At 66.6% G+C, this 25,842-nt stretch carries 27 protein-coding genes and 1 pseudogene; 12 read left to right on the top strand and 16 right to left on the bottom strand.

The window, feature by feature from the left end; translation table 11 throughout:
- Nucleotides 1-27 precede the first annotated feature (27 nt).
- From GOY17_RS16885 to GOY17_RS16900, 4 genes are read left to right on the top strand one after another with little or no spacing between them, the layout of a single operon-like run.
- Complete coding sequence (locus GOY17_RS16885; RefSeq protein WP_157031783.1) at nt 28-1,032, top strand: alpha/beta fold hydrolase; 1,005 nt, start codon at nt 28-30, stop codon at nt 1,030-1,032.
- 52 nt (nt 1,033-1,084) lie between these two features.
- Nucleotides 1,085-1,582 carry a hypothetical protein gene (locus tag GOY17_RS16890; RefSeq protein ID WP_157031247.1) on the top strand — a complete coding sequence of 166 codons (498 nt, stop codon included), beginning with the start codon at nt 1,085-1,087 and terminating at the stop codon, nt 1,580-1,582.
- 46 nt (nt 1,583-1,628) lie between these two features.
- The gene (locus tag GOY17_RS16895) at nt 1,629-2,708 is read left to right on the top strand and encodes an NHL repeat-containing protein (RefSeq protein WP_157031248.1); all 1,080 of its coding nucleotides are present in this window, start codon (nt 1,629-1,631) and stop codon (nt 2,706-2,708) included.
- A gap of 35 nt (nt 2,709-2,743) precedes the next feature.
- Nucleotides 2,744-3,658: an alpha/beta fold hydrolase gene (locus tag GOY17_RS16900; protein ID WP_157031249.1), complete on the top strand. Its 915-nt coding sequence runs from the start codon at nt 2,744-2,746 to the stop codon at nt 3,656-3,658.
- A gap of 155 nt (nt 3,659-3,813) precedes the next feature.
- Here GOY17_RS16900 and glmU read toward each other — a convergent pair whose 3' ends face one another.
- A complete protein-coding gene (glmU, locus tag GOY17_RS16905) occupies nt 3,814-5,184 on the bottom strand; it encodes a bifunctional UDP-N-acetylglucosamine diphosphorylase/glucosamine-1-phosphate N-acetyltransferase GlmU (RefSeq protein WP_157031250.1) in 1,371 nt (456 codons plus the stop codon).
- A gap of 113 nt (nt 5,185-5,297) precedes the next feature.
- On the opposite strand from glmU, the gene GOY17_RS16910 reads away from it, so the two are divergent.
- Entirely contained in the window at nt 5,298-5,702 is a 405-nt protein-coding gene (locus GOY17_RS16910) for a GtrA family protein (protein ID WP_157031251.1), read from the top strand.
- A gap of 94 nt (nt 5,703-5,796) precedes the next feature.
- Here GOY17_RS16910 and GOY17_RS16915 read toward each other — a convergent pair whose 3' ends face one another.
- From GOY17_RS16915 to GOY17_RS16955, 9 genes are all read right to left on the bottom strand, one after another.
- Entirely contained in the window at nt 5,797-6,222 is a 426-nt protein-coding gene (locus tag GOY17_RS16915; RefSeq protein WP_157031252.1) for a F0F1 ATP synthase subunit epsilon, read from the bottom strand.
- A 144-nt stretch (nt 6,223-6,366) separates the two neighbouring features.
- Nucleotides 6,367-7,767 (bottom strand): F0F1 ATP synthase subunit beta, encoded by a 1,401-nt coding sequence (gene atpD, locus GOY17_RS16920; protein ID WP_115841919.1) that lies wholly within the window; start codon nt 7,765-7,767, stop codon nt 6,367-6,369.
- A gap of 63 nt (nt 7,768-7,830) precedes the next feature.
- Nucleotides 7,831-8,694 (bottom strand): F0F1 ATP synthase subunit gamma, encoded by an 864-nt coding sequence (gene atpG / locus GOY17_RS16925; RefSeq protein ID WP_157031253.1) that lies wholly within the window; start codon nt 8,692-8,694, stop codon nt 7,831-7,833.
- A 67-nt stretch (nt 8,695-8,761) separates the two neighbouring features.
- A complete protein-coding gene (gene atpA, locus GOY17_RS16930; protein WP_115841921.1) occupies nt 8,762-10,312 on the bottom strand; it encodes a F0F1 ATP synthase subunit alpha in 1,551 nt (516 codons plus the stop codon).
- A gap of 48 nt (nt 10,313-10,360) precedes the next feature.
- Nucleotides 10,361-10,888 (bottom strand): F0F1 ATP synthase subunit delta, encoded by a 528-nt coding sequence (locus tag GOY17_RS16935; protein WP_115841922.1) that lies wholly within the window; start codon nt 10,886-10,888, stop codon nt 10,361-10,363.
- A gap of 48 nt (nt 10,889-10,936) precedes the next feature.
- Nucleotides 10,937-11,407, bottom strand: coding sequence for a F0F1 ATP synthase subunit B (locus tag GOY17_RS16940; RefSeq protein WP_115841923.1), 471 nt, complete (start codon nt 11,405-11,407; stop codon nt 10,937-10,939).
- A gap of 95 nt (nt 11,408-11,502) precedes the next feature.
- Entirely contained in the window at nt 11,503-11,781 is a 279-nt protein-coding gene (atpE, locus tag GOY17_RS16945) for a F0F1 ATP synthase subunit C (protein WP_115841924.1), read from the bottom strand.
- A gap of 77 nt (nt 11,782-11,858) precedes the next feature.
- A complete protein-coding gene (atpB, locus tag GOY17_RS16950; protein WP_115842075.1) occupies nt 11,859-12,689 on the bottom strand; it encodes a F0F1 ATP synthase subunit A in 831 nt (276 codons plus the stop codon).
- A 10-nt stretch (nt 12,690-12,699) separates the two neighbouring features.
- The gene (locus GOY17_RS16955; RefSeq protein ID WP_232338469.1) at nt 12,700-13,068 is read right to left on the bottom strand and encodes a hypothetical protein; all 369 of its coding nucleotides are present in this window, start codon (nt 13,066-13,068) and stop codon (nt 12,700-12,702) included.
- 260 nt (nt 13,069-13,328) lie between these two features.
- Here GOY17_RS16955 and GOY17_RS16960 point away from each other — a divergent pair, with 260 nt between their 5' ends.
- Together GOY17_RS16960 and GOY17_RS16965 are read left to right on the top strand one after the other, a co-directional pair.
- On the top strand, nt 13,329-13,523 hold the full coding sequence (locus tag GOY17_RS16960) for a DUF2061 domain-containing protein (RefSeq protein WP_157031254.1): 195 nt from the start codon (nt 13,329-13,331) through the stop codon (nt 13,521-13,523).
- Nucleotides 13,524-13,957: 434 nt separating this feature from the next.
- Nucleotides 13,958-14,761 carry a hypothetical protein gene (locus tag GOY17_RS16965; protein WP_115842077.1) on the top strand — a complete coding sequence of 268 codons (804 nt, stop codon included), beginning with the start codon at nt 13,958-13,960 and terminating at the stop codon, nt 14,759-14,761.
- Between the two features lie 72 nt (nt 14,762-14,833).
- Here the strand turns inward: GOY17_RS16965 and lpdA are convergent, their stop codons facing one another.
- The 4 genes from lpdA to GOY17_RS16985 form a co-directional block, all read right to left on the bottom strand.
- Nucleotides 14,834-16,654 (bottom strand): dihydrolipoyl dehydrogenase, encoded by a 1,821-nt coding sequence (gene lpdA, locus GOY17_RS16970; RefSeq protein ID WP_157031255.1) that lies wholly within the window; start codon nt 16,652-16,654, stop codon nt 14,834-14,836.
- Nucleotides 16,655-16,673: 19 nt separating this feature from the next.
- Nucleotides 16,674-17,351 (bottom strand): hypothetical protein, encoded by a 678-nt coding sequence (locus tag GOY17_RS16975; protein WP_232338470.1) that lies wholly within the window; start codon nt 17,349-17,351, stop codon nt 16,674-16,676.
- Nucleotides 17,348-18,787: a dihydrolipoyllysine-residue acetyltransferase gene (locus GOY17_RS16980; protein WP_157031256.1), complete on the bottom strand. Its 1,440-nt coding sequence runs from the start codon at nt 18,785-18,787 to the stop codon at nt 17,348-17,350. Before GOY17_RS16980 ends, GOY17_RS16975 begins: the two co-directional genes overlap by 4 nt.
- A gap of 92 nt (nt 18,788-18,879) precedes the next feature.
- Nucleotides 18,880-19,764 (bottom strand): DUF2884 family protein, encoded by an 885-nt coding sequence (locus tag GOY17_RS16985; protein WP_232338471.1) that lies wholly within the window; start codon nt 19,762-19,764, stop codon nt 18,880-18,882.
- A gap of 253 nt (nt 19,765-20,017) precedes the next feature.
- Here GOY17_RS16985 and GOY17_RS16990 point away from each other — a divergent pair, with 253 nt between their 5' ends.
- The 3 genes and pseudogenes from GOY17_RS16990 to GOY17_RS17000 form a co-directional block, all read left to right on the top strand.
- The gene (locus GOY17_RS16990; RefSeq protein ID WP_157031257.1) at nt 20,018-20,668 is read left to right on the top strand and encodes an OmpW/AlkL family protein; all 651 of its coding nucleotides are present in this window, start codon (nt 20,018-20,020) and stop codon (nt 20,666-20,668) included.
- 180 nt (nt 20,669-20,848) lie between these two features.
- Entirely contained in the window at nt 20,849-21,043 is a 195-nt protein-coding gene (locus tag GOY17_RS16995) for a hypothetical protein (protein WP_115841930.1), read from the top strand.
- 7 nt (nt 21,044-21,050) lie between these two features.
- Nucleotides 21,051-21,782: pseudogene (locus tag GOY17_RS17000) on the top strand (DNA-formamidopyrimidine glycosylase family protein); the annotation flags it as partial.
- Nucleotides 21,783-21,974: 192 nt separating this feature from the next.
- On the opposite strand, the gene GOY17_RS17005 reads toward GOY17_RS17000, so the two are convergent.
- Both GOY17_RS17005 and GOY17_RS17010 read right to left on the bottom strand, forming a co-directional pair.
- Entirely contained in the window at nt 21,975-22,862 is an 888-nt protein-coding gene (locus GOY17_RS17005) for a DMT family transporter (RefSeq protein WP_157031258.1), read from the bottom strand.
- 726 nt (nt 22,863-23,588) lie between these two features.
- A complete protein-coding gene (locus GOY17_RS17010; protein ID WP_157031259.1) occupies nt 23,589-24,659 on the bottom strand; it encodes an NAD(P)-dependent alcohol dehydrogenase in 1,071 nt (356 codons plus the stop codon).
- Between the two features lie 158 nt (nt 24,660-24,817).
- On the opposite strand from GOY17_RS17010, the gene GOY17_RS17015 reads away from it, so the two are divergent.
- Together GOY17_RS17015 and GOY17_RS17020 are read left to right on the top strand one after the other, a co-directional pair.
- Nucleotides 24,818-25,300, top strand: coding sequence for a YajQ family cyclic di-GMP-binding protein (locus tag GOY17_RS17015; RefSeq protein ID WP_157031260.1), 483 nt, complete (start codon nt 24,818-24,820; stop codon nt 25,298-25,300).
- A 1-nt stretch (nt 25,301) separates the two neighbouring features.
- A complete protein-coding gene (locus GOY17_RS17020; protein WP_157031261.1) occupies nt 25,302-25,838 on the top strand; it encodes a DUF1415 domain-containing protein in 537 nt (178 codons plus the stop codon).
- Nucleotides 25,839-25,842 lie beyond the last annotated feature (4 nt).

Raw genomic sequence — 25,842 nt, forward strand, 5'->3', positions numbered from 1 at the left:
GTGCCGACCACAGATCCGGCGAAGACCATGCCAAACGACGATCGCGCCACCCCCATCGACGAAGGCCGCCGCACGGTGCTGATCGGCGGCACCGCCCTGGCCGCCGCCTCGCTGCTTCCCCTCGTCGGCTGCTCGTCCTCCGAACCGCCGCCGGCGACGCAGGCCGCCGCCACCCCCACTCCCCCTGACGCAGGAATCGCAAAGACCATGAGCACCATCACCACCAAAGACGGCGTCGAGATCTACTACAAGGACTGGGGCACCGGCCCGGCGGTCGTCTTCAGCCACGGCTGGCCGCTCAACGCCGACAGCTGGGAATCGCAGATGTTCCATCTCGCCTCCAACGGCTTCCGCTGCATCGCGCACGATCGCCGCGGGCACGGACGCTCGAGCCAGCCGTGGGATGGCAACGACATGGACCACTACGCCGACGACCTGGCGCAGCTGCTCGACAAGCTCGACGTGAAGGACGCGATGCTGGTCGGCTTCTCCACCGGCGGTGGCGAGGTCGCGCGCTACGTCGGTCGCCATGGCACCAAGCGGGTGAAGAAGGTCGCACTCGTGTCGGCCGTGCCGCCGATCATGGTGAAGACGGATAGCAATCCCGGCGGGCTTCCGCTCTCGGTGTTCGACGGCATCCGCCAGGGCCTTGTCGCCAACCGCGCGCAGCTGTTCCTCGACATCCCGTCCGGCCCGTTCTTCGGCTACAACCGTCCGGGCGCGAAGCCCTCGCCGGGCGTCATCAACGCATGGTGGATGCAGGGCATGCTCGGCGGCCACAAGAACACCTACGACAGCATCAAGGCCTTCTCCGAGACGGACTTCACCGAAGACCTCAAGCGCTTCGACGTGCCCACGCTGATCATCCACGGCGACGACGACCAGATCGTGCCGATCGATGCCGCCGGTCGCGCGTCGGCGAAGCTGGTCAAGGACAGCAAGCTGATCGTCTACGAAGGCGCGCCGCACGGCATCACCGACACGCACAAGGACCGCCTCAACGCGGACCTGCTGGCCTTCGCCAAGTCCTGACGCCGCACCGCCGCCGCGAACGTCCGCCGGCGCGAACGCTGGAGTGCTCGCCATGCTCGACATCTCGCCGTTCGGAATGTTCCACACCGCCATCGCACTGGTGGCGGTGTTCTTCGGGATCCGGTCGCTCGTGCGTTACGGCGAGATCGGGACGCGCACGCGTTCGGGCGCGCTGTATGTCTGGCTGACGGCAGCCACCGCGTTCACCGGGCTTTTCATCTTCCGCCATGGCGGGTTCGGCGCGCCGCACATGCTCGCGATCGCCACGCTGGTGGTGCTCGCGGTCGCGGCGATGGCGGAACGCGCCGGCGGATCGGGCCTCGCGCGATACATCACGGTGCTGGGCAACTCGCTGACGCTGTTCTTCCATCTGATTCCCGGATTGACCGAGACCGGCACGCGCATTCCGATCGGCGATCCGGCCTTCACGGGTCCGGAAGATCCCGTGCTGAAGGCGATCGTGGGCGTAGGTTTCCTCGCCTATCTCGCCGGCGCCGGGGTGCAGGCGATGCGCATACGGCGTGGGCTCCGGACGGCCGCGGCGACGTGATGCGTCGCGAAACACCAGACTCGACTTCGGACAGAGGTGCGTGGAGATGAAGACGACGCTTTGCGTGATCGCGTTGACGCTGGTGTGCCCGCTTGCGGCAGCGCAATCGGCGGGTGCGCCGATGCGCATCGAAACGCGTCCGTTCGTGACGTTGCCGGACGACTTCCGCCATCCGGAAAGCCTCGCGACCCATCCCGCCACCGGCGAGGTATACGTCGGTTCCTTCGACAGCCGCGAACCCGCGACGGCGCGCCGGAACCAGGTCGTTCGCCTGTCGCCGACGGGAAAGCTGCTCGCCCGCGTGGACCTCGGGCCGACGCCCATCACCGGCCTGGCGTATGCCGACGGCGCGCTCTACTTCCTCAACTTCGGCGCATCGAAACTGCAGCGCCTGCCCGCGAAGTTCGCGACGGGCCAATCCCCCGAGGACATCGCGAGCTTCGCGGCGCTGACGCCGCCCGCGCCTGGCGATCGCCTCATCGCCAATCCCGATGGCAGCCAGGACCGGATCGTCTTCGGTTCGGCGGGCTTCCCCGCGATCAACGGACTGGCGTTCAACGCCGCAGGCGATGCATACGTGTCCGATTCGTTCCAGGGCGCGATCTACCGCATCCAGGATGCGACCACCTGCCGGCCGTGCAAGGTCGACGTGCTGGTGCGCGATCCGCTGCTCGCCACGACAGGCGCGCTGCCGTTCGGCGCGAACGGCATCGCGATCGACGAAGCCGCCGGCCTGCTCTACGTCAACAACGCCGGCGACGGCCGCGTGCTGCGCACGCCGCTGGCCGGCGGCAAACTTGATGTGCTCGCCGACGGCGTCTACGGCGCCGACGGGCTGCTGCTGCACGACGGGCTGCTCTGGGTCGCCTCGAACCAGATCGACGCGGTGGTCGCGCTGGATGCCAACGGGCTCGTTCGGGCCCGCGCGGGCCACTTCGACGGCATCGGCAACGATGGCGCGCCGCTGGGCCTGCTCTTCCCGGCTGCCACCGCGGTGCAGGGCAAACGCATGCTCGTGGCGAACCTCGCCCTTCCGCTCACGCCGCGCGAGGGCGACGAGTGGGAGGAGAAGGTCACGCGCTGGAACCTGATGCAGTTCGATATCCCGGACATCGATCCACGCTGAGCCAACGCGCGCGAGCGCATCCACGAGAGGATTCCATGCGCAGGCTGCCGTTGCTGTTTCTCCTGATCGCCGGCACGTTCTTCCCGCCGCACGCGCTCGCTGCCGACGGCGCAGCCGGGGCCGAAACGCGCACGGTGCAGGTCGGTTCCGCTCGCATCGCGTACCGCAAGCTGGGACGCGGATCGCCGCTCGTGCTGGTGAACCGCTTCCGCGGCACGCTGGACACCTGGGATCCCGCATTCGTCGATGCACTTGCGCGACAACACACGGTGATCCTGTTCGAACTGCCCGGCATCGGGTATTCGCCGGGCACGCAGCCGCAGACGATGGAACAGGCCGTCGCCTCGCTGGACGGCTTCGTCGATGCGCTGGGTTTGCAGAAGTTCGACCTGCTGGGATGGTCGTGGGGCGGATTGCTGGCGCAGGCGTACCTGATCGACAAACCGGGTCGCGTCGACCACGCGGTGCTTCTGGCGACGAATCCGCCGGGGAAGAACGAGATTCCGTTGCAGCCGGCGTTCCTGGAACGCGCACTGAAGCCAGTCAACGACCTTGCCGATGAAGAAGTCCTGTTCTTCGAGCCGGCCTCCGCGCTGAGCCGCGACCGCGCCCGCGCATCGCACGAACGCATCCGGGTGCGGCCCGACATCGATGCGCACATCCCGTCGCAGCAGGCGCAGTTCGAACGCTATTTCAAGGTCGCCGGCGAGTTCCACGAAGACGCGGCCGGACGCAGGCAGAAGCTCGCGCAGCTTGACCTGCCGATCCTCGTCATCGCCGGCGACCACGACACCAGCACCGCCGGCCAGAACTGGTTCCCGCTGATCGGCAAGATGCAGGACGCCCGGTTCGTCTTCTACTCGCGCACCGGCCACGCGCCGCACCATCAGTATCCCGACGAAGTGGCCGGACTGGTGCTGGATTTCCTCGCGCGCACCGGGGATCGCTGAAGGATTCGCGCCGCGTGGCTGCATTCCGTTCGCGACGCAATGCGGTCGCCGCTGTTGGCGTGTCCAAGCACTGAACCGTCATCGCGACGAAAGCCGGCTCCGGCCAAGTGGGGACCGGGTAGCTGCGTCACGCAGCACCCGGTTCCGATGCGAAATCAGGGCTTCGGCTTCTTCTTCGGCCGCTGCCAGCCTTCGATCGTCGCCTGCCGCGCGCGAGCGACCGTGAGCTTGCCTTCGGGCGCATCGCGCGTCACGACGGAGCCGGCCGCGATCGTCGCCTCGCGGCCGATCGTCACGGGCGCGACCAGCGAGGAATTCGAGCCGATGAACGCACCGTCCTCGATCGTCGTCGTGGACTTGTTCACGCCGTCGTAGTTGCAGGTGATCGTGCCTGCGCCGACATTCACGCCCGCGCCGATGACCGTGTCGCCCAGATAGGTGAGGTGATTGGCCTTGCTGGTGACGCCGATGCGCGCGTTCTTGGTCTCGACGAAATTGCCGACATGCACGCCATCGGCGAGCACGGTGCCCGGACGCAGGCGCGAGTACGGGCCGATCTGCGCGGCGCCTTCGACGATCACGCCATCGAGATCGCAGTGCGCGCGCACTTCCGTGCCCGGGCCGAGCGTGACGTCCTTCAGGCGGCAGAACGGACCGATGCGCACGCCGTCGCCGAGCACGACCTTTCCTTCGAGCACCACGTCGACGTCGATCTCCACGTCATGGCCCACGCGCACGTCACCACGCTGGTCGAATCGCGACGGATCGGCCAGTCGTGCACCCTGCAAACACAGCGCACGCGCGGCGCGGCGCTGGAACGCGCGCTCCAGCTGCGCGAGCTGCCACGCGTCGTTAGCGCCTTCGACCTCGATCGGATCGACGACGTGCACCATCTCGGCCGCGTTGAACTCGGCGGCGGCGGAGGCGAAGACGTCGGTGAGGTAGTACTCGCCCTGCGCGTTGTCGTTGCCCAGGTGCTGCAACCAGCGGCGCAGCGCCTCGCCGTCGGCGACGAGGATGCCGGTGTTGACGGTGCGGATCTCGCGCTGCTCGTCGTCGGCGTCCTTGTGTTCGACGATGCGGCCCACGCGGCCCTGCGGATCGCGCACGATGCGGCCGTAGCCGGTGGGATCGTCGAGGTCGGCGACCAGCACCGCGATGCGGCCTTCCGCAGCGAGCAGACGCTGCAGCGTCTCGGCAGTGATGAGCGGCACGTCGCCGTACAGCACCAGCACGCGTGCATCGACCGGCACCGACGGCATCGCGTGCTGCACGGCATGGCCGGTGCCCAGGCGCTGCTCCTGCTCGGTCCAGTGGAGATCGGTCTGGTCGGCAAACGCGGCCCGTACCTGCTCGCCGCCGTGGCCGTAGACGATGTGGATGCCGGCGGCGCCGAGCTGGCGCGCGGTGTCGATCACGTGACCCAGCATCGGCTTGCCGGCGATCTTCTGCAGCACCTTGGCCGTGGCGGACTTCATGCGCTTGCCCTCGCCAGCGGCGAGGATGACGACGTGGAGCGGGTTCATGCGATGAGGGACTCGTGGACGCGACCGCGGGGATCTTATCAATGCGAAACGCAACGCGCCGTGCGTGTGGGTCGCGTGCAGGGACGCGCGCGGGCCTCGCTTAGAATCGCGTCATGCGTACCCGCCCCGATCGTTCGACCCTCGCCCGGCAAGGCGGCCGCTACGTCGTGGTCGGCGGCGTGCAACTGCTCGTGGACTGGGCCGTGTTCGTCGCGCTCAGCGCGTCGGGGCTGCTGGTGGAACCGGCGAACATCGTCGGACGGATCAGCGGTGCGGCGATCGGGTTCTGGGCGAACGGCCGGTTCACGTTCGCCAGCGACGAGACGGCGGTCGGTGGCCGGCAGTTCGCGCGCTTTGCGCTGATGTGGCTCGCGACAACGGCGATCAGCACCTGGGCAGTGGGGCACATCGACGACGCCGTCGGCTTGCGTTGGGCGTGGTTGGCGAAGCCGGCGATCGACATGACGGTCGCGGCGATCGGCTTCGTGCTGTCGCGGCACTGGGTGTATCGGCGGTAGGCGCGTACGCCGCTCGCCGGCGAGGCCAAACAAAAAAGGCGACGGGGTCTCCGTCGCCTTCTGTGCATCGAGCGGGCTGCGCGCAGCGTTGCCGTCAGTGCTTCATGTTCTTGCGCAGGCGCTCCAGCGCGCTGAGCTGGGCGATGCTCATGGCCAGCTGGCTCTGGGCTTCTTCCATGCTCATCTTCGGATCCTTCTTCGACAGGATCCGCTCGGCTTCTTCCTTCGCGTCGCGGACGGCGGCTTCGTCGATGTCCTGCGCACGCACGGCGGTGTCGGCCAGCACGGTGACGACCGTCGGCTGCACCTCGAGGATGCCGCCGGAGATCGCGAAGTCCAGCTGCTCGCCACCCGGCAGGGTCACCACGACCTTGCCCGGCTTCAGGCGGGTGATCAGCGGCGCGTGCTTCGGCGCGATGCCGAGCTCGCCGATTTCACCGGTGGCGACCACCAGCTCGGCGTCGCCGTGGAAGATTTCCTGCTCGGCGCTGACGATGTCACAACGAATCGTGGATGCCATGGAGAACGTGCCTTTCTTCTGCGTCCCCCTCTCCCGCCTGCGGGAGAGGGTTGGGGTGAGGGCGGAAGCGGAGCCTCCACCCTGACCCTCTCACCTTCGCGCACCGTTCAGTGCTGCGATGGGAGAGGGAACAAGATCAACCGATCAACCGGTGATCTTCTTGGCCTTCTCGACCGCTTCCTCGATGCCGCCGACCATGTAGAACGCCTGCTCCGGCAGGTGGTCGTACTCGCCTTCCACGATGCCCTTGAAGCCGCGGATGGTGTCCTTCAGCGACACGTACTTGCCCGGCGAACCGGTGAAGACTTCGGCCACGTGGAACGGCTGCGAGAAGAAGCGCTCGATCTTGCGGGCGCGCGACACGGCCTGCTTGTCTTCTTCCGACAGCTCGTCCATGCCCAGGATCGCGATGATGTCCTTCAGCTCCTTGTACTTCTGGAGCGTCGACTGCACCTTGCGCGCGACCTCGTAGTGCTCCAGGCCGATCACGTTCGGATCGAGCTGGCGCGAGGTGGAGTCGAGCGGGTCCACGGCCGGGTAGATACCCAGCGAGGCGATGTTTCGCGACAGCACGACGGTGGCGTCGAGGTGGGCGAAGGTGGTCGCCGGCGACGGGTCGGTCAGGTCGTCCGCGGGCACGTACACGGCCTGGATCGAGGTGATCGAACCGGTCTTGGTCGAGGTGATGCGCTCCTGCAGGACGCCCATTTCCTCGGCCAGCGTCGGCTGGTAACCCACCGCCGACGGCATGCGGCCCAGCAGTGCCGACACTTCGGTACCGGCCAGCGTGTAGCGGTAGATGTTGTCGACGAACAGCAGCACGTCACGGCCCTTGCCCGAGGCGTCCTTCTCGTCGCGGAAGTACTCGGCCATCGTCAGGCCGGTCAGCGCGACGCGCAGGCGGTTGCCCGGCGGCTCGTTCATCTGGCCGTACACCATCGCCACCTTGTCGAGGACGTTGGAGTCCTTCATCTCGTGGTAGAAGTCGTTGCCCTCGCGGGTACGCTCGCCCACGCCAGCGAACACGGACAGACCCGAGTGCGCCTTGGCGATGTTGTTGATCAGTTCCATCATGTTGACGGTCTTGCCGACGCCGGCGCCGCCGAACAGGCCGACCTTGCCGCCCTTCGCGAACGGGCACATCAGGTCGATGACCTTGATGCCGGTTTCCAGCAGCTCGTTGGCCGAGGACTGGTCTTCGTACGTCGGGGCCGCGCGGTGGATTTCCCAATGATCGGCAGCCTGCACCGGGCCGGCTTCGTCGATGGCGTTGCCCAGCACGTCCATGATGCGGCCGAGCGTGCCGGCGCCGACCGGCACCGCGATCGCGCGGCCGGTGTTGGTGGCGACCAGGTTGCGCTTCAGGCCGTCGGTGGAGCCCAGGGCGATGGTGCGGACGACGCCGTCACCGAGCTGCTGCTGGACTTCGAGCGTGATGGCGGTGTTGTCGACCTTCAGCGCGTCGTACACCTTCGGCACGGACTCGCGCGGGAACTCGACGTCGACGACGGCGCCGATGATCTGAACGATCTTGCCCTGACTCATGGTGATTTCCTCTAACTTGAATCTGTGTGGCGGTCGCGGATGGCGCGCCCGCCTCGTGTTGGTTTAGACCGCCGCGGCGCCGCCGACGATTTCCGAGATTTCCTGCGTGATCGCCGCCTGGCGGGCCTTGTTGTAGACCAGGTTCAGCGTGCCGATCAGCTTGGTGGCGTTGTCGGAGGCGGCCTTCATCGCGACCATGCGCGCGGCATGCTCGGACGCGACGTTCTCCAGCACCGCCTGGTACACCAGCGACTCGACATAGCGGTTGAGCACGTGGTTCAGCACGCTCTCCGCATCAGGCTCGTAGATGTAATCCCAGTCGTGCCTGGCGACCTGCGTCTCCGACGGCGGCAGCGGCAGCAGCTGGTCGAACGCCGCGCGCTGGGTCATCGTGTTGACGAAGTCGTTGTAGCAGACGAACACGCGGTCGAGGTTGCCGCTGCTGTAGCCGTCCAGCATCACCTTGACCACGCCGACCAGGTCTTCCAGCTTCGGCTGGTCGCCCAGGTGGGTGACCGAACCGACCATGTTGACCTTGATGCGACGGAAGAACACCGAGGCCTTCTGGCCGATGGTGACCACGTCGATCTCGACGCCCTGCTCGTGCCACTTGCGGAACTCGCCGAGCAGCTTGCGGAACAGGTTGTTGTTCAGGCCACCGGCGAGGCCGCGGTCCGACGACACGATGATGTAGCCGACGCGCTTCACGTCCTGGCGCTCGACCAGGTACGGATGCTGGTAGTCGGAGTTGGCCTGCGCCAGGTGGCCGATCACCTGCTTCATCACGCGCGCATACGGACGCGAGACCTTCATGCGTTCCTGCGCCTTGCGGATCTTGGAAGCCGAGACCATCTCGAGCGCGCGCGTCACCTTGCGGGTGTTCTGCACGCTCTTGATCTTGGATTTGATTTCGCGTCCGCCTGCCATGCTGCTCTCGTCTGCTTGGATTCAACGGCGCGGGCCTGAGCCCGCGCGGATGACCGACTTTCGTCGCTTACCAGGTACCGGTCTGCTTGAACTCGGCGATGCCCTTCTTGAAGGTCGCCTCGATCTCGTCGTTCCAGTTGCCGGTGCTGTTGATCGTCTTGACCAGTTCGCCCTGCGTGTTGACGAAGTGGGCGTGCAGGCCCTCTTCGAACGCCAGGATCTTGTTGACCGGCACGTCGTCGAGGTAGCCCTCGTTGACGGCGTAGATCGACAGGGCCTGCAGCGCGATCGACATCGGCGCGTACTGCTTCTGCTTCATCAGCTCGGTGACGCGCTGGCCGCGCTCGAGCTGCTTGCGGGTGGCTTCGTCCAGGTCGGAGGCGAACTGCGCGAACGCAGCCAGCTCACGGTACTGGGCGAGCGCGATGCGGATGCCGCCCGACAGCTTCTTGATGATCTTGGTCTGGGCCGCACCACCGACGCGCGACACCGAGATACCGGCGTTCACGGCCGGGCGGATGCCGGCGTTGAACAGGTCGGTTTCCAGGAAGATCTGGCCGTCGGTGATCGAGATCACGTTGGTCGGCACGAACGCGGACACGTCACCGGCCTGCGTTTCGATGATCGGCAGCGCGGTCAGCGAACCGGTCTTGCCCTTCACTTCGCCGTTGGTGAACTTCTCGACGTACTCCTCGGACACGCGCGCGGCGCGCTCAAGCAGACGGCTGTGCAGGTAGAACACGTCGCCCGGGTAGGCTTCGCGACCTGGGGGACGCTTGAGCAGCAGCGAGATCTGGCGGTAGGCCACGGCCTGCTTGGACAGGTCGTCGTACACGATCAGCGCGTCTTCGCCGCGATCCATGAAGAACTCGCCCATCGTGCAGCCCGAGTAGGCCGAGATGTACTGCATGGCGGCCGATTCGGACGCCGTGGCGGCGACGACGATCGTGTGCGCCAGCGCGCCGTTCTCTTCCAGGCGACGCACGATGTTCGCGACGGTCGAGGCCTTCTGGCCGATCGCCACGTACACGCACTTGATGCCCGTGCCCTTCTGGTTGATCACCGCGTCGATGGCCAGGGCGGTCTTGCCGGTCTGGCGGTCGCCGATGACCAGCTCGCGCTGGCCGCGGCCGATCGGGATCATCGCGTCGACGGTCTTGTAACCGGTCTGCACCGGCTGGTCGACCGACTTGCGCCAGATCACGCCCGGGGCGACGCGCTCCACCGGAGCGGTCTGCGAGGCGCCGATCGGGCCCTTGCCGTCGATCGGCTCACCCAGCGCGTTCACGACGCGGCCGAGCAGTTCGCGACCCACCGGCACTTCGAGGATGCGGCCGGTCGTCTTGGCGACGTCGCCTTCGCGCAGGTGCTCGTAGTCACCCAGGACCACGGCGCCGACCGAGTCGCGCTCCAGGTTCAGCGCCAGCGCGTAGGTGCTGTTCGGCAGCTCGATCATTTCGCCCTGCATCACGTCGGCCAGGCCGTAGATGCGCACGATGCCGTCCGACACCGAGGTGACGGTGCCTTCGTTGCGCGCTTCGGCGGTCAGCTTGACCTTCTCGATGCGGGTCTTGATCAGTTCACTGATTTCGGACGGGTTGAGCGTGGTGGTTGCCATGGGTTGAGTCCCTTGATCCGGCATAGACCGGAATTGCAGATGAATTCGTTATTGCGACAGCGTCGACTGCAGGCGCTCGAGCTTGCCCTTCAGCGAGCCGTCGATGACCACGTCGCCCGCGTCGATCACGGCGCCGCCGATCAGCGAGGCATCGACCGCCGTCTCGATCTCGACCTCGCGGCCGAAGCGCTTCTTCAGCGCGGCCTTGATGGCGTCGAGTTCGGCGGACGGCAGCTCGCTCGCAGCGGTGACCTTCGCCTTGACCACGCGCTCGGCTTCGGCGCGCAGTTCTTCGAACTGGCCGGTGATTTCCGGCAGCAGCACGAGGCGGCGGTTGTCGGCGAGCAGGCCGAGGAAGCGGGTGAAGGCTTCATCGGCGCCGTCCGGCGCAAGCAGGCCGACCGCGTCGGCAGGGTTCAGCAGCGGGTGGCCGAGCAGCGCCTGCGCCTGCGGATCGGCAGCCACGCGCGAAGCGAAGGCGAGCGCCTGCGACCACGCAGCGGTGCGACCGCCCTCGCGCGAAAGCGCGAAGGCGGCACGTGCGTACGGACGGGCGAGGGTCAAGGCCTGGGTCATTTCAGATCATTCCGCTCGAGCGAGCCTGGGTGATGCCGTGTGCACAGATCAAAGCTGGGCTGCCAGCTCGTCGAGCAGCGCCTTGTGGGCGTTGGCGTCGATTTCGCGCTTGAGCAGCTTTTCGGCGCCGGTCACGGCCAGCGTGGAGACCTGCTTGCGCAGTTCCTCGCGGGCGCGGTTCGATGCCGCCGCAATCTCGGCTTCGGCCGCCGACTTCTGTCGGTTGGCTTCGGCGATCGCGTCGTTCTTGGCCTGGTCGATGATCTGATTGGCGCGCTGGTGCGCCTGCTCGATGATCTCGTTGGCCTTGGTACGCGCGCTGCGCAGCTCGGCGTCGACGCTCTGCTGTGCCTGCGCGAGGTTCTTCTGGCTCTGCTCGGCAGCAGCCAGGCCCTCGGCAATCTTTTGTTGACGTTCTTCGATCGCCTTGTTCAGCGGCGGCCAAATGAACTTCATCGTGAACCAGATGAGGATCGCGAACGTGATCATCTGGCCGAAGAAGGTCATGTTGATATTCATGACAGCTCCGATGGAACGCTTGTCTTTCGGGCGGTTACGCCCGGGAGAGCCGCCCGGGTCACGGACGGCTCAATAGATCGGCTTGCGGCCCGGGATCAGGCGCCAGCGGCGGTCTGCAGCGCGCCCAGCAGCGGGTTGCCGAAGGCGAACAGCAGGCCGACGGCCAGCGCGATGATGAACGCCGCGTCGATCAGGCCGGCCAGCAGGAACATGCGACCCTGCAGCATCGGAACCAGTTCCGGCTGGCGGGCAGCCGACTCAAGGAACTTCGAGCCCATCAGCGCGATGCCGAGGCACGCGCCGATCGCGCCGAGGCCGACCATCATGCCGATCGCGATAGCGGTCAGGCCCTGCACACTGGCGATGAATTCCATGGTTTTCTCCTACTGAAACGTTTTGGTTTGGACGACTAAGGAAGGTGAAGCTTGGAAGGTGAAGCGGTAAAGCGAAATCAGTGACTCTCGTACGCGCCGGCGATGTAGACGACGGTGAGGATCATGAAAATGAAGGCCTGAAGCAGCACGATCAGGATGTGGAACAGGGCCCACGCCGTGTTGAACAGCACGCCCGGCACGAACATCAGCAGGCCGCCGCCCAGCAGGCCGGCGATGAGCATGAAGACCAGCTCGCCGCCGTACATGTTGCCGAACAGTCGCATCGCCAGGCTGACCGGCTTGACGAGGTATTCGATGACGTTGAGGCCGAGGTTCGCCGGTGCCAGCGCGATCTTGGCGCCGGTGCCGTGCGCATGGAACGGCGCGGTCAGCAGTTCCTTGCCGAAGCCGAAGCCGCCCTTGGCCTTCACCGAGTGGTAGAGGATCAGGAAGAACACGACGACGGACAGGCCGAGCGTGGTGTTGAGGTCGGCGGTCGGGACCCAGCGGAAATAGGTGTGGTGCGCGACTTCCGCACCGGCGGTCGTCTTCACCAGCCAGCCCGGCAGGTCGAGCGGCAGCAGGTCCATGCCGTTCATCAGCACGACCCACATGAAGATAGTCAGCGCCAGCGGCGTGATCGAACGGCGGTCGCCATGGAAGCTGTCCTTCACCTGGCCGTCGATGAACTCCAGGATCAGCTCGACGAATGCCTGCCCCTTGGACGGCACGCCGGCGGTGGCCTTGCGCGCGAAGAACGCGAACCAGCCGATGAAGATCAGACCCAGCACCAGCGACACCGCCCAGGTGTCGATATGGAACGCACCGCCGAACACTTCGATCGTGTTCTGCTGCAGGTGATGCTGGATGTATTCGTTCAGGCCGCCCGAACCGGTCTGTTCGCTCACGAAAGACACCTTATCGTTTCAAAAGATTGGCCAATACGAATGCCAGCGTCGCCGCGAGCACTCCCACCAGCATCGGCAATGGCGGCAGCTTGAACCCGGCCAGGCCGAGGGTTAAAACTCCAAACACCACCACCCACTTCAACATCACCCCGGCCAGAAGCCGCCCCATCGCCATGCCGGCCGGCTGGATGCCGCCGCCCAGGGCCATCAGGGCCGCCACCAGTCCGCCTGCGACGACTGCACCGCCGCCCACCGCCGCCGCCAGCGCCATTGGCGCCCCGAGGGGGATGAACGCCAGCGCGGCCAGCGCTGCCGCGGCGGCCTGCCAGGCAGTCGCGCGCGACGCCAGCCGGCGGCCTGCGGACAAGGGATCGTGCACGCGGGACTCGTCGGTCTGGGGCAGGCGCAAAGCGCCCGGTAGAGCCGCAAAAGTATAAAGGTCCCCTTAAGTCCGGGCAACCGGCGCCAGTCACGAAGCCCGGATTTCGCCCGGATTCGGGCCAATCCGCACGGTTCGGCGGCCCTACGACTCTTTCTCGAACAATAGGCCGAAACTATCGGGCCGGCCGGAACATTCGATTGGACCCGCTGGCAGGCGTCCGCATAATGAGAACCACTCTCGTTGGAAGGACTCTCCCCATGGCCAAGACTTTCAGCTTCGCCGCCGTCCATTTCAGCGTCGCCTTCATGGTCGGCTACCTGATGACGGGCAGCGTCTGGGTCGGCGGCGCCCTCGCCCTCGTCGAGCCCGCCTGCAACACGGTCGCCTTCCACTTCCACGAGAAGATCTGGAAGCGCATCGAGGCGCGCCGGCAGGACGCCGTCGCAGTGTGACGTCGATCCGGTTTTTCGATGACGGCCGCGAAGCGCGGAACCTTTCGGGACTTGCCCGGTCCCAACCAGCGATCGCCCGCCGACGCTCTCTCCTCGTCAACGGCAGTCTAGGTGGGCCCTCCGAAGCCCCGGCTCGCGCCGGGGCTTCTCCTTTTGTGTCGACCCGCGCTTTGTGTCGCCCCGCGCTGTGTGCGCGCTTGTTCTTCGCTGACGTCTGGTCGCGCATCGCACTGAAGTGATGCGCACTGCGCATCGACGTCATTCCCCACTTCGCGCAACGACGATGCAGCTCGCGTGAGTCGCATGTGAGCGCGCTTGCGCTCGAACGCGCCATCGCCACATCAACGCATGCGATGCGCGCGCTTTCACTTCTGCTGCATGTCCGTTGAGGCTCCATTACGCACTCGCAATCGCCTCGATGGAGTGGACTGATGATGGAGTTGAAGCGTTTGGGCCTTGCGTTGGCCCTGTCTTCCGTATTTTTCGCCGGCGCCGCGCAGGCGCAACAGAACGATCGATTCACCCTCCGCATCGGCGCGATGGATGCCGATGCTTCCAGCGAACTGACTGCCAACACGACCTTCATGGGGCAGGACTACCGCTACAGCCAGGACTTCGATTTCGGCAGCAACGAAGTGTCGCCGCGAATCGACGGCACGTTCCGCTTCAGCGATCGCCAGCGCCTGGTGTTTGATTACTTCCAGTACGACAAGGAAAACACCACCACGCTCGATCGTGACCTGTCCTACGACGTGTACACGATCCCGGCCGGCAGCTTCGCGCGCGCCGAGGTGGAGTTCACGCTGGCCAGCCTGATGTACGACTACGCGGTGGTGGATACCGACACCTTCGAGATGGGCCTGCAGATCGGTGCCGAGTGGGCGAAGCTCGACGGCAAGCTGCTCGCCGAAGCCGGGCCGTACCGTTACGAGGACAGCGACCAGGAAGACGGCTATGCGCCGGTGGTCGGTGCGCGCTTCACGTTCACGCCGAGCGAGAAGTGGCTGATCAACCTGCAGGGCCAGTACCTGGACGCCGACTGGGGCGATTTCGGCGATTACGACGGAAGCATCTCGCGCGCGAATGCAGCGGTCGAATACCGCTTCACGCCGGTGTTCGGCGCGTTCGTGGGCTACGACTGGTTCAAGCTCGATGCACGCCGCGGCGGTCGCGATGGCTCGCTCGGCCTCGACCACCGCTTCAAGGGTCCGGTCGCGGGCGTGTCGTTCTCGTTCTGATCCGGCTTGCTGCGACGCAAACGAAACAGGCGTGGAAATCCGCGCCTGTTTCGTTGCAGCTGCTGTCCCGACTTACTTCTTCTTCGGGATGTACAGGTCGGTGATGGTGCCTTCGTAGACTTCGGCCGCCATCGCCACCGTTTCGCTGAGCGTCGGGTGCGGGTGGATCGTCGCGCCGATGTCGCCGGCCTCGGCACCCATTTCGATGGCGAGGGCGACTTCGCTGATCAGGTCGCCCGCGTGCACGCCGGTGATGCCGCCGCCGATGATGCGGTGCGTCTTCTCGTCGAAGATCAGCTTGGTGAAACCTTCGCCGCGGCCGATGCCCACCGCGCGCGCGGAGGCCGCCCACGGGAACTTGCCCACGCCGACATGCAGGCCCTTGGCCTTCGCCTCCGTTTCGGTGACGCCGACCCAGGCGATTTCCGGATCGGTATACGCCACCGACGGCACGACGCGCGCAACCCACTCGCGCTTCTCGCCGGCCGCGACTTCCGCCGCGAGCTTGCCTTCATGCGTGGCCTTGTGCGCCAGCATCGGCTGGCCGACGAGGTCGCCGATGGCGAAGATGTGCGGCACGTTCGTGCGCATCTGGCGATCGACCGGGATGAAGCCCCGATCGGTCACCTGCACGCCGGCCTTGTCGGCGTCGATCTTGTTGCCGTTCGGCGCGCGGCCGACCGCGACCAGCACGCGATCCCATGTGCCGTTCTCCAGCGCGGGCGTCGCGCCGGCTTCGGCCGCCTCGAACGAGACGGTGATGCCGGACTTCGAGGCTTCCACCTTCGCGGCCTTCGTCTTGAGATGGACGATGACGCCCTGCTTCTTCAGGCGATCGGCCAGCGGCTTGACCAGGTCCTTGTCGGCGCCCGGCATCAGCTGGTCCATGAATTCCACGACGGTCACTTCGCTGCCCAGCGCGCGGTACACCGTCGCCATCTCCAGGCCGATGATGCCGCCGCCGACGACGAGCAGCTTCTTCGGTACCTCGGCCAGTTCCAGCGCGTCGGTGGAATCCATGATGCGCGGGTCGTCCCACGGGAAGTTCGGCAGCTTCACGGCCTGCGAACCGGCCGCGACGATGCACTGCTCGAAACGCAGCAGCTGCGTCTTGCCGTCATCGCCGGTGATTTCGAGTTCATTGGGCGAGACGAACCTGCCGACGCCCTGCACCGTACGCACCTTGCGCTGCTTGGCCATGCCGCCAAGGCCCTTGGTGAACTGCCCGACGACCTTGTTCTGCTTGAAGTCGCGCAGCTTGTCGAGGTCGATCTTCGGCTTGCCGAAGCTGATGCCGATGTCGGACGAATGCGCGGCTTCATCGATCAGCGCCGCTGCGTGCAGCAGCGCCTTGGACGGAATGCAGCCGACGTTGAGGCACACGCCGCCGAGGCTGGCGTAGCGCTCGATGAGGACCGTATCCAGGCCGAGGTCGGCCGCGCGGAACGCCGCCGTATAGCCGCCGGGGCCGGAGCCCAGGACCACGATGCGGCATTCGATGTCGGCCTTGCGGCCCGTGCCGAGCGCGGGCTTGGGCGCCTCGCTCGGCGGTGCGGCCGGCGACGGTGCCACCGGCGGCTTGGCCTGTTCGGGAGCAGCCGGCGCGGCAGGCGCAGCGGCCTTGGGCGCTTCGGCCTTCGGTGCAGCGGCTTCGCCCGCGCCTTCGAGCACGACGATCACTGCGCCTTCGGCGACCTTGTCGCCGACCTTGACCTTGATTTCCTTCACCACGCCTTCGTCGGACGAGGGCACTTCCATCGTGGCCTTGTCCGATTCCAGCGTGACCAGGCCCTGGTCCTTCTTCACCGTGTCGCCGACGGCGACGAGCAGCTCGATCACCGGCACGCCGTCGTAATCGCCGATGTCCGGCACCTTGACTTCAATCGTCGCCATTGTGGGGGTCTCCTGCGACTCAGCCGGTGGCGCCGGCGAGCGTCTGTTCCAGTTGCGATTCCAGCTCGTCCAGCGACTCCTCGAGCTTGCGCCAGCGCTTGAAGCGCTTCTCGTCGCTGTCGTCGGTGGCCTCGATCAGCAGGCCGAGCTGTTCCATGAGTTCGGCGGTCGGCCCGCACGCGGGTTGCAGCCCGCTGACGCGCAGCGGCTCGCCAGTGGCGGATTCACCGACGACGAACAGCAGCACCTCGCCTTCGTGGAACTGCGCCGCGCGGTCGGCCGGCACCTGCGTGCTGAGCGCGCGCTGCCAGTCGGTCACGACGCGACGCGCAAGCGCGGCCGGCATCGGCACTTCGACGACGTCGGGCTGCTGGCCGACGCGAAGCTCGCGCTTGCCGCCGCTCCACACTTCGACACGTTCGTCCGCTTCGGTGAAGCGAAGCCGCCAGTCGCCCTCGCCTTCGCCGGCAAACAGCTGCACGCCGCTCTCGACGCTGCGCGCGGGCAGGCGGGTCAGGCTGAGCACGGGCTTGGCGCCGCCGAAGAACAGCTGCTCCACGGCCGTGCCGTAGTTCTCCGTCGCCGGCGGCCAGCCCCGGCCGAGGTCGACCGCGCACGCATCGGCGGCGTGTGCGGCGGACGTCGTCGCCAGCGCTGCTAACGCCGCAAGCGCCACCCCCAGCGCGCGCTGCGTCACAGCAGCACGCGCCGCATGTCGGCCAGCAGCTGCGCCAGGTACGCGGTGAAGCGCGCGGCGGCGGCGCCGTCGATGACGCGGTGGTCGTAGCTCAGCGACAGCGGCAGGATCATGCGCGGCGCGAACTGCTTGCCGTCCCACACCGGACGGATCGCCGACTTCGACACGCCGAGGATCGCCACTTCCGGCGCGTTGACGATCGGGGTGAACTTCGTGCCGCCGATGCCGCCGAGCGAGCTGATCGAGAAGCAGCCGCCGGTCATGTCGGCCGGGCCGAGCTTGCCGTCGCGTGCCTTCTTCGCCAGCTCCGAGGTTTCCTGCGCGATCTGCAGCACGCCCTTCTTGTCGACGTCGCGCACGACCGGAACGACCAGGCCGTTCGGCGTGTCGGCGGCGAAGCCGATGTGGAAGTACTTCTTCAGCACCAGGTTCTCGCCCGAACCATCCAGCGAGGCGTTGAAGGTCGGGTACTTCTGCATCGCGGCGACGGATGCCTTCATCAGGAAAGCGAGCATCGTCAGCTTGACGCCGCTCTTCTCGTTTTCCTTGTTGAGCGCGACGCGCAGCTCTTCCAGATCGGTGATGTCGGCATCGTCATGCTGCGTGACGTGCGGGATCATCGCCCAGTTGCGCGCGAGGTTCGCGCCGGACAGCTTCTGGATGCGCGAGAGCGGCTTGCTCTCGATCTCGCCGAACTTGGCGAAGTCGACCTTCGGCCACGGCAGCAGGTTGAGGCCGCCACCACCGCTGACCGGTGCGGCGCCGGCCGACGGCGCGGCGCCGCCTTCCATCACCGACTTCACGAATTTCTGCACGTCCTCGCGGCTGATGCGGCCACCGCGCTCGCTGCCGCCGACCTGCGCCAGGTCCACGCCGAGCTCACGCGCGAACAGGCGCACCGCCGGGCTGGCGTAGGGCACCTTGTCGGGCATCAGTTCATTGGAGTCGAACGTCACCGGCGGGCTGCGCGGCGGCATGGCTTCCGGGTCCACGCCCGGACGCGAGGCATCGATGGACGCCTGCGCGATGCGGTCGGCCTGCTGCGGGACGACGACGGGCTCCACGCTGGTACCCGTCTCCGCCGCCCGCACCTGCTGCGACGGCGCGGCGGGTTCGGCGCGGGCCGGCGCGGCGGCCTTGGCTGGCTCGGCCTTCGGTGCCTCCGGCTTCGGCGCTTCGGCCGCCGGCGCGCCGTCGGTCGGTTCGATCAGCGCGACCACGCTGCCTTCGGCCAGTTCGTCGCCGATCTTGACCTTGATCTCGCGGATGACGCCGGCGAACGGCGCCGGAACCTCCATCGTGGCCTTGTCCGATTCGAGCGTGACCAGTCCCTGGTCCAGCTTCACCGTGTCGCCTACCGCGACCAGCAATTCGATCACCGGCACGCCGTCGTAGTCCCCGATGTCGGGAACGCGTGCTTCTTTGAGCTCAGCCATTGTGGGGGGGTCCCGCAGACGCGAAAACCCTATTGTGCGGTTTGGCGGCCCATGCGCCAACCAAGACTTCCGTACGTACCGGTATCCGGTACTCAGCGTGTCTTTTCAGGAAGTTGCCCGGCCCGGGCCGCTTCCTCGGCGGCGTTCGCAGCCGGGGTGTCTTCGTCCGGCCGGCTCGCCCGGAGCAGCCCCAGCGGCTGTCCGCCCGGCAGGCGGAATTCGAGCGCGTCGTCGATCCGGTCCAGTTCGACCATGCGGCGACACAGGCCCTGCGCCCGCGCTTCCAGCGCCCGGGCACGCGGTTCGACGCGGGCGTCGATCTGGGCGTCCAGGTCTTCCAGCCGCTTGAGCCGCGACGCATCGCCGCTGAAGGCCGCGCCGATCGCGCCGGACACGATGTCGCCGATCATGCTCGGGATCACCTCGGCCACCGCTTCGCCGATGCCGTCGCCGAGCTCGCGGCCGTTGAAGCGCGTCGCGGTGACCGAGCGTGCGAGCCGCGCGTCGATCTGCGAACGCGCGCGATCGAGTTTCTGCTGCACCAGCTTCGGGTCGCTGGCGAATCCAGTCGCCACTTCGCCCAGCACCGTGAAGGCGATGTCCGCGGCGTCGCGCCCGATGGCCTGGGCCTCCGGCATCGCGGCGCGCGCGCCCTGCTCGAATTCGGCGATGCGCTGGCGGTCGGCGGCGTTCAACTCGACCCAGCGGTCGTCGACGAAGAGCCTGCCCTGCCGCATGACGATCGCGTGCGGCACGCCGGCCTCGCGCGTCAGGATGACGCTGCGTTCGTCGATGGTCAGGTCGTAGTCACTGTCGATGTCGCACGAAGCGTCGATGTCCACCTCGGCCGCGAAGGCCGGCGCGGCCACGAACGCGAGGCACAACGCGCACGACGCTAACTGTCGATTCATGGAGCACTCCCCCCGCCCTTTCCGTGGGTTTCCATCTTGCCTCCTGCGTGCCGCGTTGTCCTCCACCGCGAATACACGCCCGTCGGAAAGCCGATGCGTGGAGCGTTCGTCAACGACGCGAGCGCATGGTCAAGCACGATTCATCACGAACGTGGCAGACGCTCGCACAGCGCGTAGCCGTGAGCGCGGCGCGAAAGTTCCGCGCATCGCGATTGCACGGCAAGAACGGTTCATCGACCGATCGCTACGGTGGCGGCGCCTTCAAAGGCGATGCCTCCCCCAAGGCGTGATCGATAAACCAATAACAGGAGATTTCTCCATGAAGCACTTTCGTCAGTTGACCCTGGCCGTCGTGGCCACCCTCGCCATCGCCCCTGCCTTCGCGCAGGAGATCACCGGTCCCGATACCAGCGTCAAGAAGTTCGCGGTCGTCGGCGGCTACACGCTGGCCGAACCGACCAAGAATCCGATGATTGCCGGCGAGCGCACCAACGTGGACGGCGACGGCGCCGCCACGCTGAGCGCGAACTACTACATCACCGACAACATCGCCATCGAGGCGTGGGGCGCGGCCGACAAGTTCGGCAACCGCGTGCGCACGCCCAATGGCAAGGTCGCCAGCGTCGACACCCAGCCGTACGCGCTGAGCGGCCAGTACCACTTCGGTAACACGCAGAGCATCGTGCGTCCGTTCGTGGGCCTGGGCTACTTCGAAGCCAATACCGACGGCGAGAAGGCCGAGCCGACCGGCCCGCTGGCCGGCCAGCACATCGGCGTCGAAACCGCCAAGGGCGCCATCGCGACCGCCGGCGTGGACGTCAACATCACCCCGACGTGGTTCGCCCGTGCGGACGTGCGCTACATGCACGACACCACCGGCCAGCCGAACGTCACCGTCGACGGCGCCAACGTCGGCAAGGCCGAGTTGAATCCGGTCACGGTGGGCGTGGGCCTCGGCGCGCGCTTCTAAGTCGCACCGTTCCATGCACGCGAGACGGGCCCCTCTGGGGCCCGTTTCGTTTCGGTCGCGGGACGACTTCACACGAAGCGCGCTCGCGGCTCGACCGCACGCTGAACGCATTCACGCCACGCTAACCGCCTCCCCGTAGGGTCGCGGTGACCCCTGAATTCCCCCTGCAAGGAGTTGCGCATGACCACCAAGCTCGACAAGCCCCTGCGTCGCGAAATCCAAATCGAGGAACGCGCCTACACCCTGACCATCGATGCCGACGGCCTCAAGCTCGTCGAGAAGGGTCGCCGCAATGGCCAGGAATTGCGCTGGGCCGATCTGGTCAGCGGGAACGCGCAGCTGAACGCGGCGCTGTCGGCCAGCACCGAGCGCTGATCCGCCCGTGCCCGAAGGTCCCACGATCGTCATCCTCCGCGAGGAGGCGATCGGATTCGAAGGGCGCGTGGTCGAGGAGGTCAGCGGCAACAGCCGGCTCGACCTCCAGCGCATGCGCGGTGAGCGCATCACCGCGCTGTGCAGCTGGGGCAAGCACTTCCTGATCCGCTTCCCCACGTTCGCGACGCGCGTGCACTTCATGCTGTTCGGCAGCTATCGCATCAACGAACGACGCGAAGCCGCACCGCGCATGAGCCTGCGCTTCGACGACGGGCAGGAACTGAACTTCTACGCATGCTCGCTGCGCTACATCGAAGGCGACCTCGACGTCGTCTACGACTGGAGCGGCGACGTGATGGCCGATGCGTGGGATCCGAAGAAGGCGCGCCGCAAGCTCAAGGCCAGGCCAACGCTGCTCGCAGCCGACGCGCTGCTCGACCAGACGATCTTTGCCGGCGTCGGCAACATCATCAAGAACGAAGTGCTGCACCGCATCCGCGTGCACCCTGAGAGCCAGGTCGGCGCGCTGTCCTCGCGCAAGCTCGGCGAGCTGATCACGCAGGCGCGCGAATACAGCTTTGATTTCCTGCACTGGAAGAAGCAGTTCGTCCTGCGCAAGCACTACCAGGTGCACACCAAGCAGATCTGCCCGCGCGACGGCACGCGGCTGTCGTATCGCGCCAAGCTCGGCCATTTCCAGCGCCGCGCGTTCTTCTGCGAGACCTGTCAGGTGTTCTACGGCGAGCGGCTGCCACCGCCGGAACCGATCACGCGCGGGCGGAAGGCGATCTCGAAGAAGGCGACGAAAGCGCCGGCGAAGGCGGTGAAGAAGGCTGCGAAGAAAGTGACGAAGAAGGTCGCGAAGAAGACCGTCACGAAGGCCGCCAAACCTGCGGCGAAGCGAACGACCGCACGACGCGTGTGATGCTGCCTACGGGTGCTCGGCTTCCGCGTGCACCTTCTCGCGACGGATCAGGTACAGGCCGCTGGCGACGATGATCGCCGCGCCCACCCAGGTGATCGCGTCGGGCAACACGCCCCAGAACGTCAGGTCGAACAGCACGCCCCACACCAGCGCGGTGTACTCCAGCGGCGCGATGGCGGAGGCTTCGCCCAGGCGGAATGCCTCGGTGATGGCGTACTGGCCGAACGCGCCTGCGACACCGATGAAGGCGATGAGCCAGAAGTCCTCGCGGCGGATCGCCACCCATTCCGGCCACGCCAGCGCGCCCGCGCCGAGCGCGATCATCACCATCAGCCAGACCATCATCGACTGCGTGCTGTCGGTGCGCGCGAGGATGCGGACGGTGATCGCGCTGACGGCGTACATCACCGCAGCGATGAGCACCGCCAGTGCGGCGAGGCTGATCATGCCCTCGCCCGTCGGCCGCAACAGGACGATCACGCCGATGAGGCCGACGACGATCGCCGCCCAGCGTCGCGGCCCGACCTTCTCGCGCAGTACCGGCACCGAGAGCGCGGTGATCAGCAGCGGCGCGATGAAGAAGATCGAGTAGGTCGTCGACAGCGGAAGCTTGGACACGGCGTAGACGAACGTCGCCATCATCGCCACGCCCAGCACCCCGCGCAGCACGTGCAGCGACCAGCGCACGCGCAGCAGCGGCGCAACGCCGCCCGTCCACAGCGCCCACACCAGCACCAGCGGCAGCGATGCCGCGCCGCGCAGCGACGCCACCTGGAACGGCGGATAGTGCGTGGACAACTGCTTCAGCCCCGCATCCATCATCGCGAACATCGCCACCGCGACCAGCATGGTCAGCATGGCGCGGCCCTGGTGCGCGTTGCGGGAGGGAGGCATGGCGGGAACCGGCGGGTGGGGTCCGCACTATAAGGCCAGGAGCCGCTCATCGGCGAAGGCCTTCAGCGTTGCCGTCGCTGTGTGCTGTGTGCTGTGTGCTGTGTGCTGTGTGCTGTGTGCTGTGTGCTGTGTGCTGTGTGCTGTGTGCTGTTGCTGTTGATTCGAACAGCCTATACGTCGCTAGCCCCAAAGGGCGCCGCACAGGATGTGCGGCGGTGAGCGCTGAGCCATGGATGGCGAATCGCGAACGCGCCTACTCGCTTTCCGGTCGTGGGATTGATTTGGGCATATGGAAGGCCCTTTCTTTTGGTTACTTTTCTTTGGGCAAGCAAAGAAAAGTGACCCGAGCGCCGCAGGCGATCGGAAGCTTGGCGGGTGATTCTTCTTTTGCTCTTCGCACGTTACAGGGAAAGCATGAAACGTCCCTGGATGGTGCCGCCATTCGGCGGCCCAGAAGCGGCCCGCCTTCTCGGGAATGACGAGCAAGAGCAACGACAAGATGGATTCCAGCTTTCGCTGGAATGACGGTGATGTGGCTCACCGCTGCCGGAGTGCCCGGATGTTGCGGGCCTGGATCCCGGCTTTCGCCGGGATGACGGTTGGGACCGGTTCCAGCTTTCGCTGGAATGGCGGTGAGGTGGTTCGCCAGTACGAGAGTGCCCGGACGCTACGGGCCTGGGTCCCGGTTTTCGCCGGGATGACGCGAGGAGACCGCGGCAGACCAGATCAGCCCTTTAAACTCGCCATATCGATCACGAACCGGTAGCGCACGTCCGACTTCAGCATGCGCTCGTACGCCTCGTTGATCTGATCCATGCGGATCACTTCGATATCCGACGCCACGCCGTGCGCCGCGCAGAAATCGAGCATTTCCTGCGTCTCGGCAATGCCGCCGATCATCGAGCCGGCCAGACGGCGACGCTTGCGGATCAGCACGCCGGCGGCCACGGATTCCGGCGCTTCCGGCAGGCCGAGCAGCACCATCGTGCCGTCGAGCTTGAGCAGGTTGAGGTACGCGTTGTAGTCGTGCTCGGCCGATACCGTGTCGAGGATGTAGTCGAAGCTGCCTGCGAGCTTCTTGAACACCTCGCCGTCGCGCGTCGCCGCGAAATCCTGCGCGCCCAGCGCGAGCGCATCGGCACGCTTGGATTCGGACGTGCTCAGTACCGTGACGTGCGCGCCCATCGCGGCGGCGAGCTTCACGCCCATGTGCCCCAGGCCGCCGAGGCCGACCACGGCCACGCGATCGCCTGGCTTCACGCCGAAATGCTTGAGCGGCGAGTACGTGGTGATGCCCGCGCACAGCAGCGGCGCGGCGCGATCGAGCGGAATCGACTCGGGAATGCGCAGCACGTAACCGGCGTCGACGGTGATCTGCGTGGAATAGCCGCCGTAGGTCGGGCGGCTGCGATCCTGACGGCGACGATCGGCATGGTCGCGCTCGAAGCTGTTGTAGGTGCCGGTCATGCCGAAGTCGCAGTACTGCTGCTCGCCGGCTTCACACGACGGGCACTGGCGGCACGAATCGACGAAACAGCCGACGCCGACCGCCTCGCCGAGCTTGAACGCAGTGACCTCGCTGCCGAGCTTGGCGATGCGGCCGACGATCTCGTGCCCCGGCACCATCGGGAATACCGAGCCGCCCCATCCGTCGCGCGCCTGGTGGATGTCCGAGTGGCAGACGCCGCAGTAGAGGATGTCGATCAGCACTTCGCGCGGGCCCGGCTCGCGGCGCTCGATGGCGAACGGCGCAAGCGGCGTGGTCGCGCTCAGCGCGGCATAGGCGGGCGTGGACATGCGGTGCTCCTTCAAGACGAATCGGCAAAGTCTAGTCGGCCCGATGTTTCCGCGCCGTGCGCCAACGGCCGTCATGCGCCGACACAGCGTTCCAACGCTGCAGCTTCGCGCCCGCTGCGCTACCCTTTGCGCCCCCGAAACGCCCTCCGGAGCGGCCCATGCCTTCCTTCGACATCGTCTCCGAAGTCGACAGCCACGAACTCACCAACGCCGTCGACCAGGCCAACCGCGAGCTCGGCACCCGCTTCGATTTCAAGGGCGTGGACGCGAAGTTCGTGCTGGAAGACCAGACCATCACGCAATCGGCGCCGAGCGATTTCCAGCTCAAGCAGATGAACGACATCCTGCGTGCGCGACTGATCGCCCGCGGCATCGACGTGCGCTGCCTGGAGTTCGGCGACGTGGAAACCAACCTCGCCGGCGCGCGGCAGAAGATCACCGTCAAGCAGGGCATCGAGCGCGAACTGGCCAAGAAGATCCAGGCGTCGATCAAGGATGCCAAGCTCAAGGTCGAAAGCCAGATCAACGGCGACAAGCTGCGCGTGACGGGCAAGAAGCGCGACGACCTGCAGGCCGCGATCGCGCTGCTTCGCGGCGTCGAGTTCGAACGGCCGCTGCAGTTCGAAAACTTCCGCGACTGACATGAGCGGCGAGGACCCCATCGCGCAGACCCGCCGCTGGCTGGAGCGCGCGGTGATCGGGCTCAACCTGTGCCCCTTCGCGAAAGCCGTGTACGTGAAGCATCAGGTGCGCTTCGTGCTGAGCGAAGCGACGACGACCGAGGCGCTGCTGGACGAACTGACCGCGGAGCTGTCGCTGCTGTCGCAAACCGATGCGCAGGCCGTGGACACCACGCTGCTGGTGCATCCGCACGTGCTTACGGACTTCCTGGACTACAACGATTTCCTCGATCGCGCCGACGCGGCCGTCGCGGCGCTCGGACTGGAAGGCGAGATCCAGGTCGCGAGCTTCCATCCGCAGTACCAGTTCGCCGGCACGTATCCCGACGAGATGGGCAACTACACCAACCGCGCGCCGTTCCCGACGCTGCACCTGCTGCGCGAGGCGAGCATCGATCGCGCGGTGGCCGCATTCCCGGATCCGGATGTGATCGTGGAGCGGAATATCGCGACGCTGGAGGAGCTGGGCGTCGAGGGGTGGAAGCGGTTGATGGAGTAAGGGC

Source organism: Lysobacter soli, from assembly GCF_009755585.1.
Lineage (GTDB): Bacteria > Pseudomonadota > Gammaproteobacteria > Xanthomonadales > Xanthomonadaceae > Lysobacter_J > Lysobacter_J soli.

What these genes read in the sequence shown, in the direction of transcription:
- GOY17_RS16885 (WP_157031783.1), top strand. Translation starts at nt 28, where the DNA reads ATGCCAAACGACGATCGCGCCACCCCCATCGACGAAGGCCGCCGCACG.
- GOY17_RS16890 (WP_157031247.1), top strand. Translation starts at nt 1,085, where the DNA reads ATGCTCGACATCTCGCCGTTCGGAATGTTCCACACCGCCATCGCACTG.
- GOY17_RS16895 (WP_157031248.1), top strand. Translation starts at nt 1,629, where the DNA reads ATGAAGACGACGCTTTGCGTGATCGCGTTGACGCTGGTGTGCCCGCTT.
- GOY17_RS16900 (WP_157031249.1), top strand. Translation starts at nt 2,744, where the DNA reads ATGCGCAGGCTGCCGTTGCTGTTTCTCCTGATCGCCGGCACGTTCTTC.
- glmU (WP_157031250.1), bottom strand. Translation starts at nt 5,184, where the DNA reads ATGAACCCGCTCCACGTCGTCATCCTCGCCGCTGGCGAGGGCAAGCGC.
- GOY17_RS16910 (WP_157031251.1), top strand. Translation starts at nt 5,298, where the DNA reads ATGCGTACCCGCCCCGATCGTTCGACCCTCGCCCGGCAAGGCGGCCGC.
- GOY17_RS16915 (WP_157031252.1), bottom strand. Translation starts at nt 6,222, where the DNA reads ATGGCATCCACGATTCGTTGTGACATCGTCAGCGCCGAGCAGGAAATC.
- atpD (WP_115841919.1), bottom strand. Translation starts at nt 7,767, where the DNA reads ATGAGTCAGGGCAAGATCGTTCAGATCATCGGCGCCGTCGTCGACGTC.
- atpG (WP_157031253.1), bottom strand. Translation starts at nt 8,694, where the DNA reads ATGGCAGGCGGACGCGAAATCAAATCCAAGATCAAGAGCGTGCAGAAC.
- atpA (WP_115841921.1), bottom strand. Translation starts at nt 10,312, where the DNA reads ATGGCAACCACCACGCTCAACCCGTCCGAAATCAGTGAACTGATCAAG.
- GOY17_RS16935 (WP_115841922.1), bottom strand. Translation starts at nt 10,888, where the DNA reads ATGACCCAGGCCTTGACCCTCGCCCGTCCGTACGCACGTGCCGCCTTC.
- GOY17_RS16940 (WP_115841923.1), bottom strand. Translation starts at nt 11,407, where the DNA reads ATGAATATCAACATGACCTTCTTCGGCCAGATGATCACGTTCGCGATC.
- atpE (WP_115841924.1), bottom strand. Translation starts at nt 11,781, where the DNA reads ATGGAATTCATCGCCAGTGTGCAGGGCCTGACCGCTATCGCGATCGGC.
- GOY17_RS16960 (WP_157031254.1), top strand. Translation starts at nt 13,329, where the DNA reads ATGGCCAAGACTTTCAGCTTCGCCGCCGTCCATTTCAGCGTCGCCTTC.
- GOY17_RS16965 (WP_115842077.1), top strand. Translation starts at nt 13,958, where the DNA reads ATGGAGTTGAAGCGTTTGGGCCTTGCGTTGGCCCTGTCTTCCGTATTT.
- lpdA (WP_157031255.1), bottom strand. Translation starts at nt 16,654, where the DNA reads ATGGCGACGATTGAAGTCAAGGTGCCGGACATCGGCGATTACGACGGC.
- GOY17_RS16980 (WP_157031256.1), bottom strand. Translation starts at nt 18,787, where the DNA reads ATGGCTGAGCTCAAAGAAGCACGCGTTCCCGACATCGGGGACTACGAC.
- GOY17_RS16990 (WP_157031257.1), top strand. Translation starts at nt 20,018, where the DNA reads ATGAAGCACTTTCGTCAGTTGACCCTGGCCGTCGTGGCCACCCTCGCC.
- GOY17_RS16995 (WP_115841930.1), top strand. Translation starts at nt 20,849, where the DNA reads ATGACCACCAAGCTCGACAAGCCCCTGCGTCGCGAAATCCAAATCGAG.
- GOY17_RS17005 (WP_157031258.1), bottom strand. Translation starts at nt 22,862, where the DNA reads ATGCCTCCCTCCCGCAACGCGCACCAGGGCCGCGCCATGCTGACCATG.
- GOY17_RS17010 (WP_157031259.1), bottom strand. Translation starts at nt 24,659, where the DNA reads ATGTCCACGCCCGCCTATGCCGCGCTGAGCGCGACCACGCCGCTTGCG.
- GOY17_RS17015 (WP_157031260.1), top strand. Translation starts at nt 24,818, where the DNA reads ATGCCTTCCTTCGACATCGTCTCCGAAGTCGACAGCCACGAACTCACC.
- GOY17_RS17020 (WP_157031261.1), top strand. Translation starts at nt 25,302, where the DNA reads ATGAGCGGCGAGGACCCCATCGCGCAGACCCGCCGCTGGCTGGAGCGC.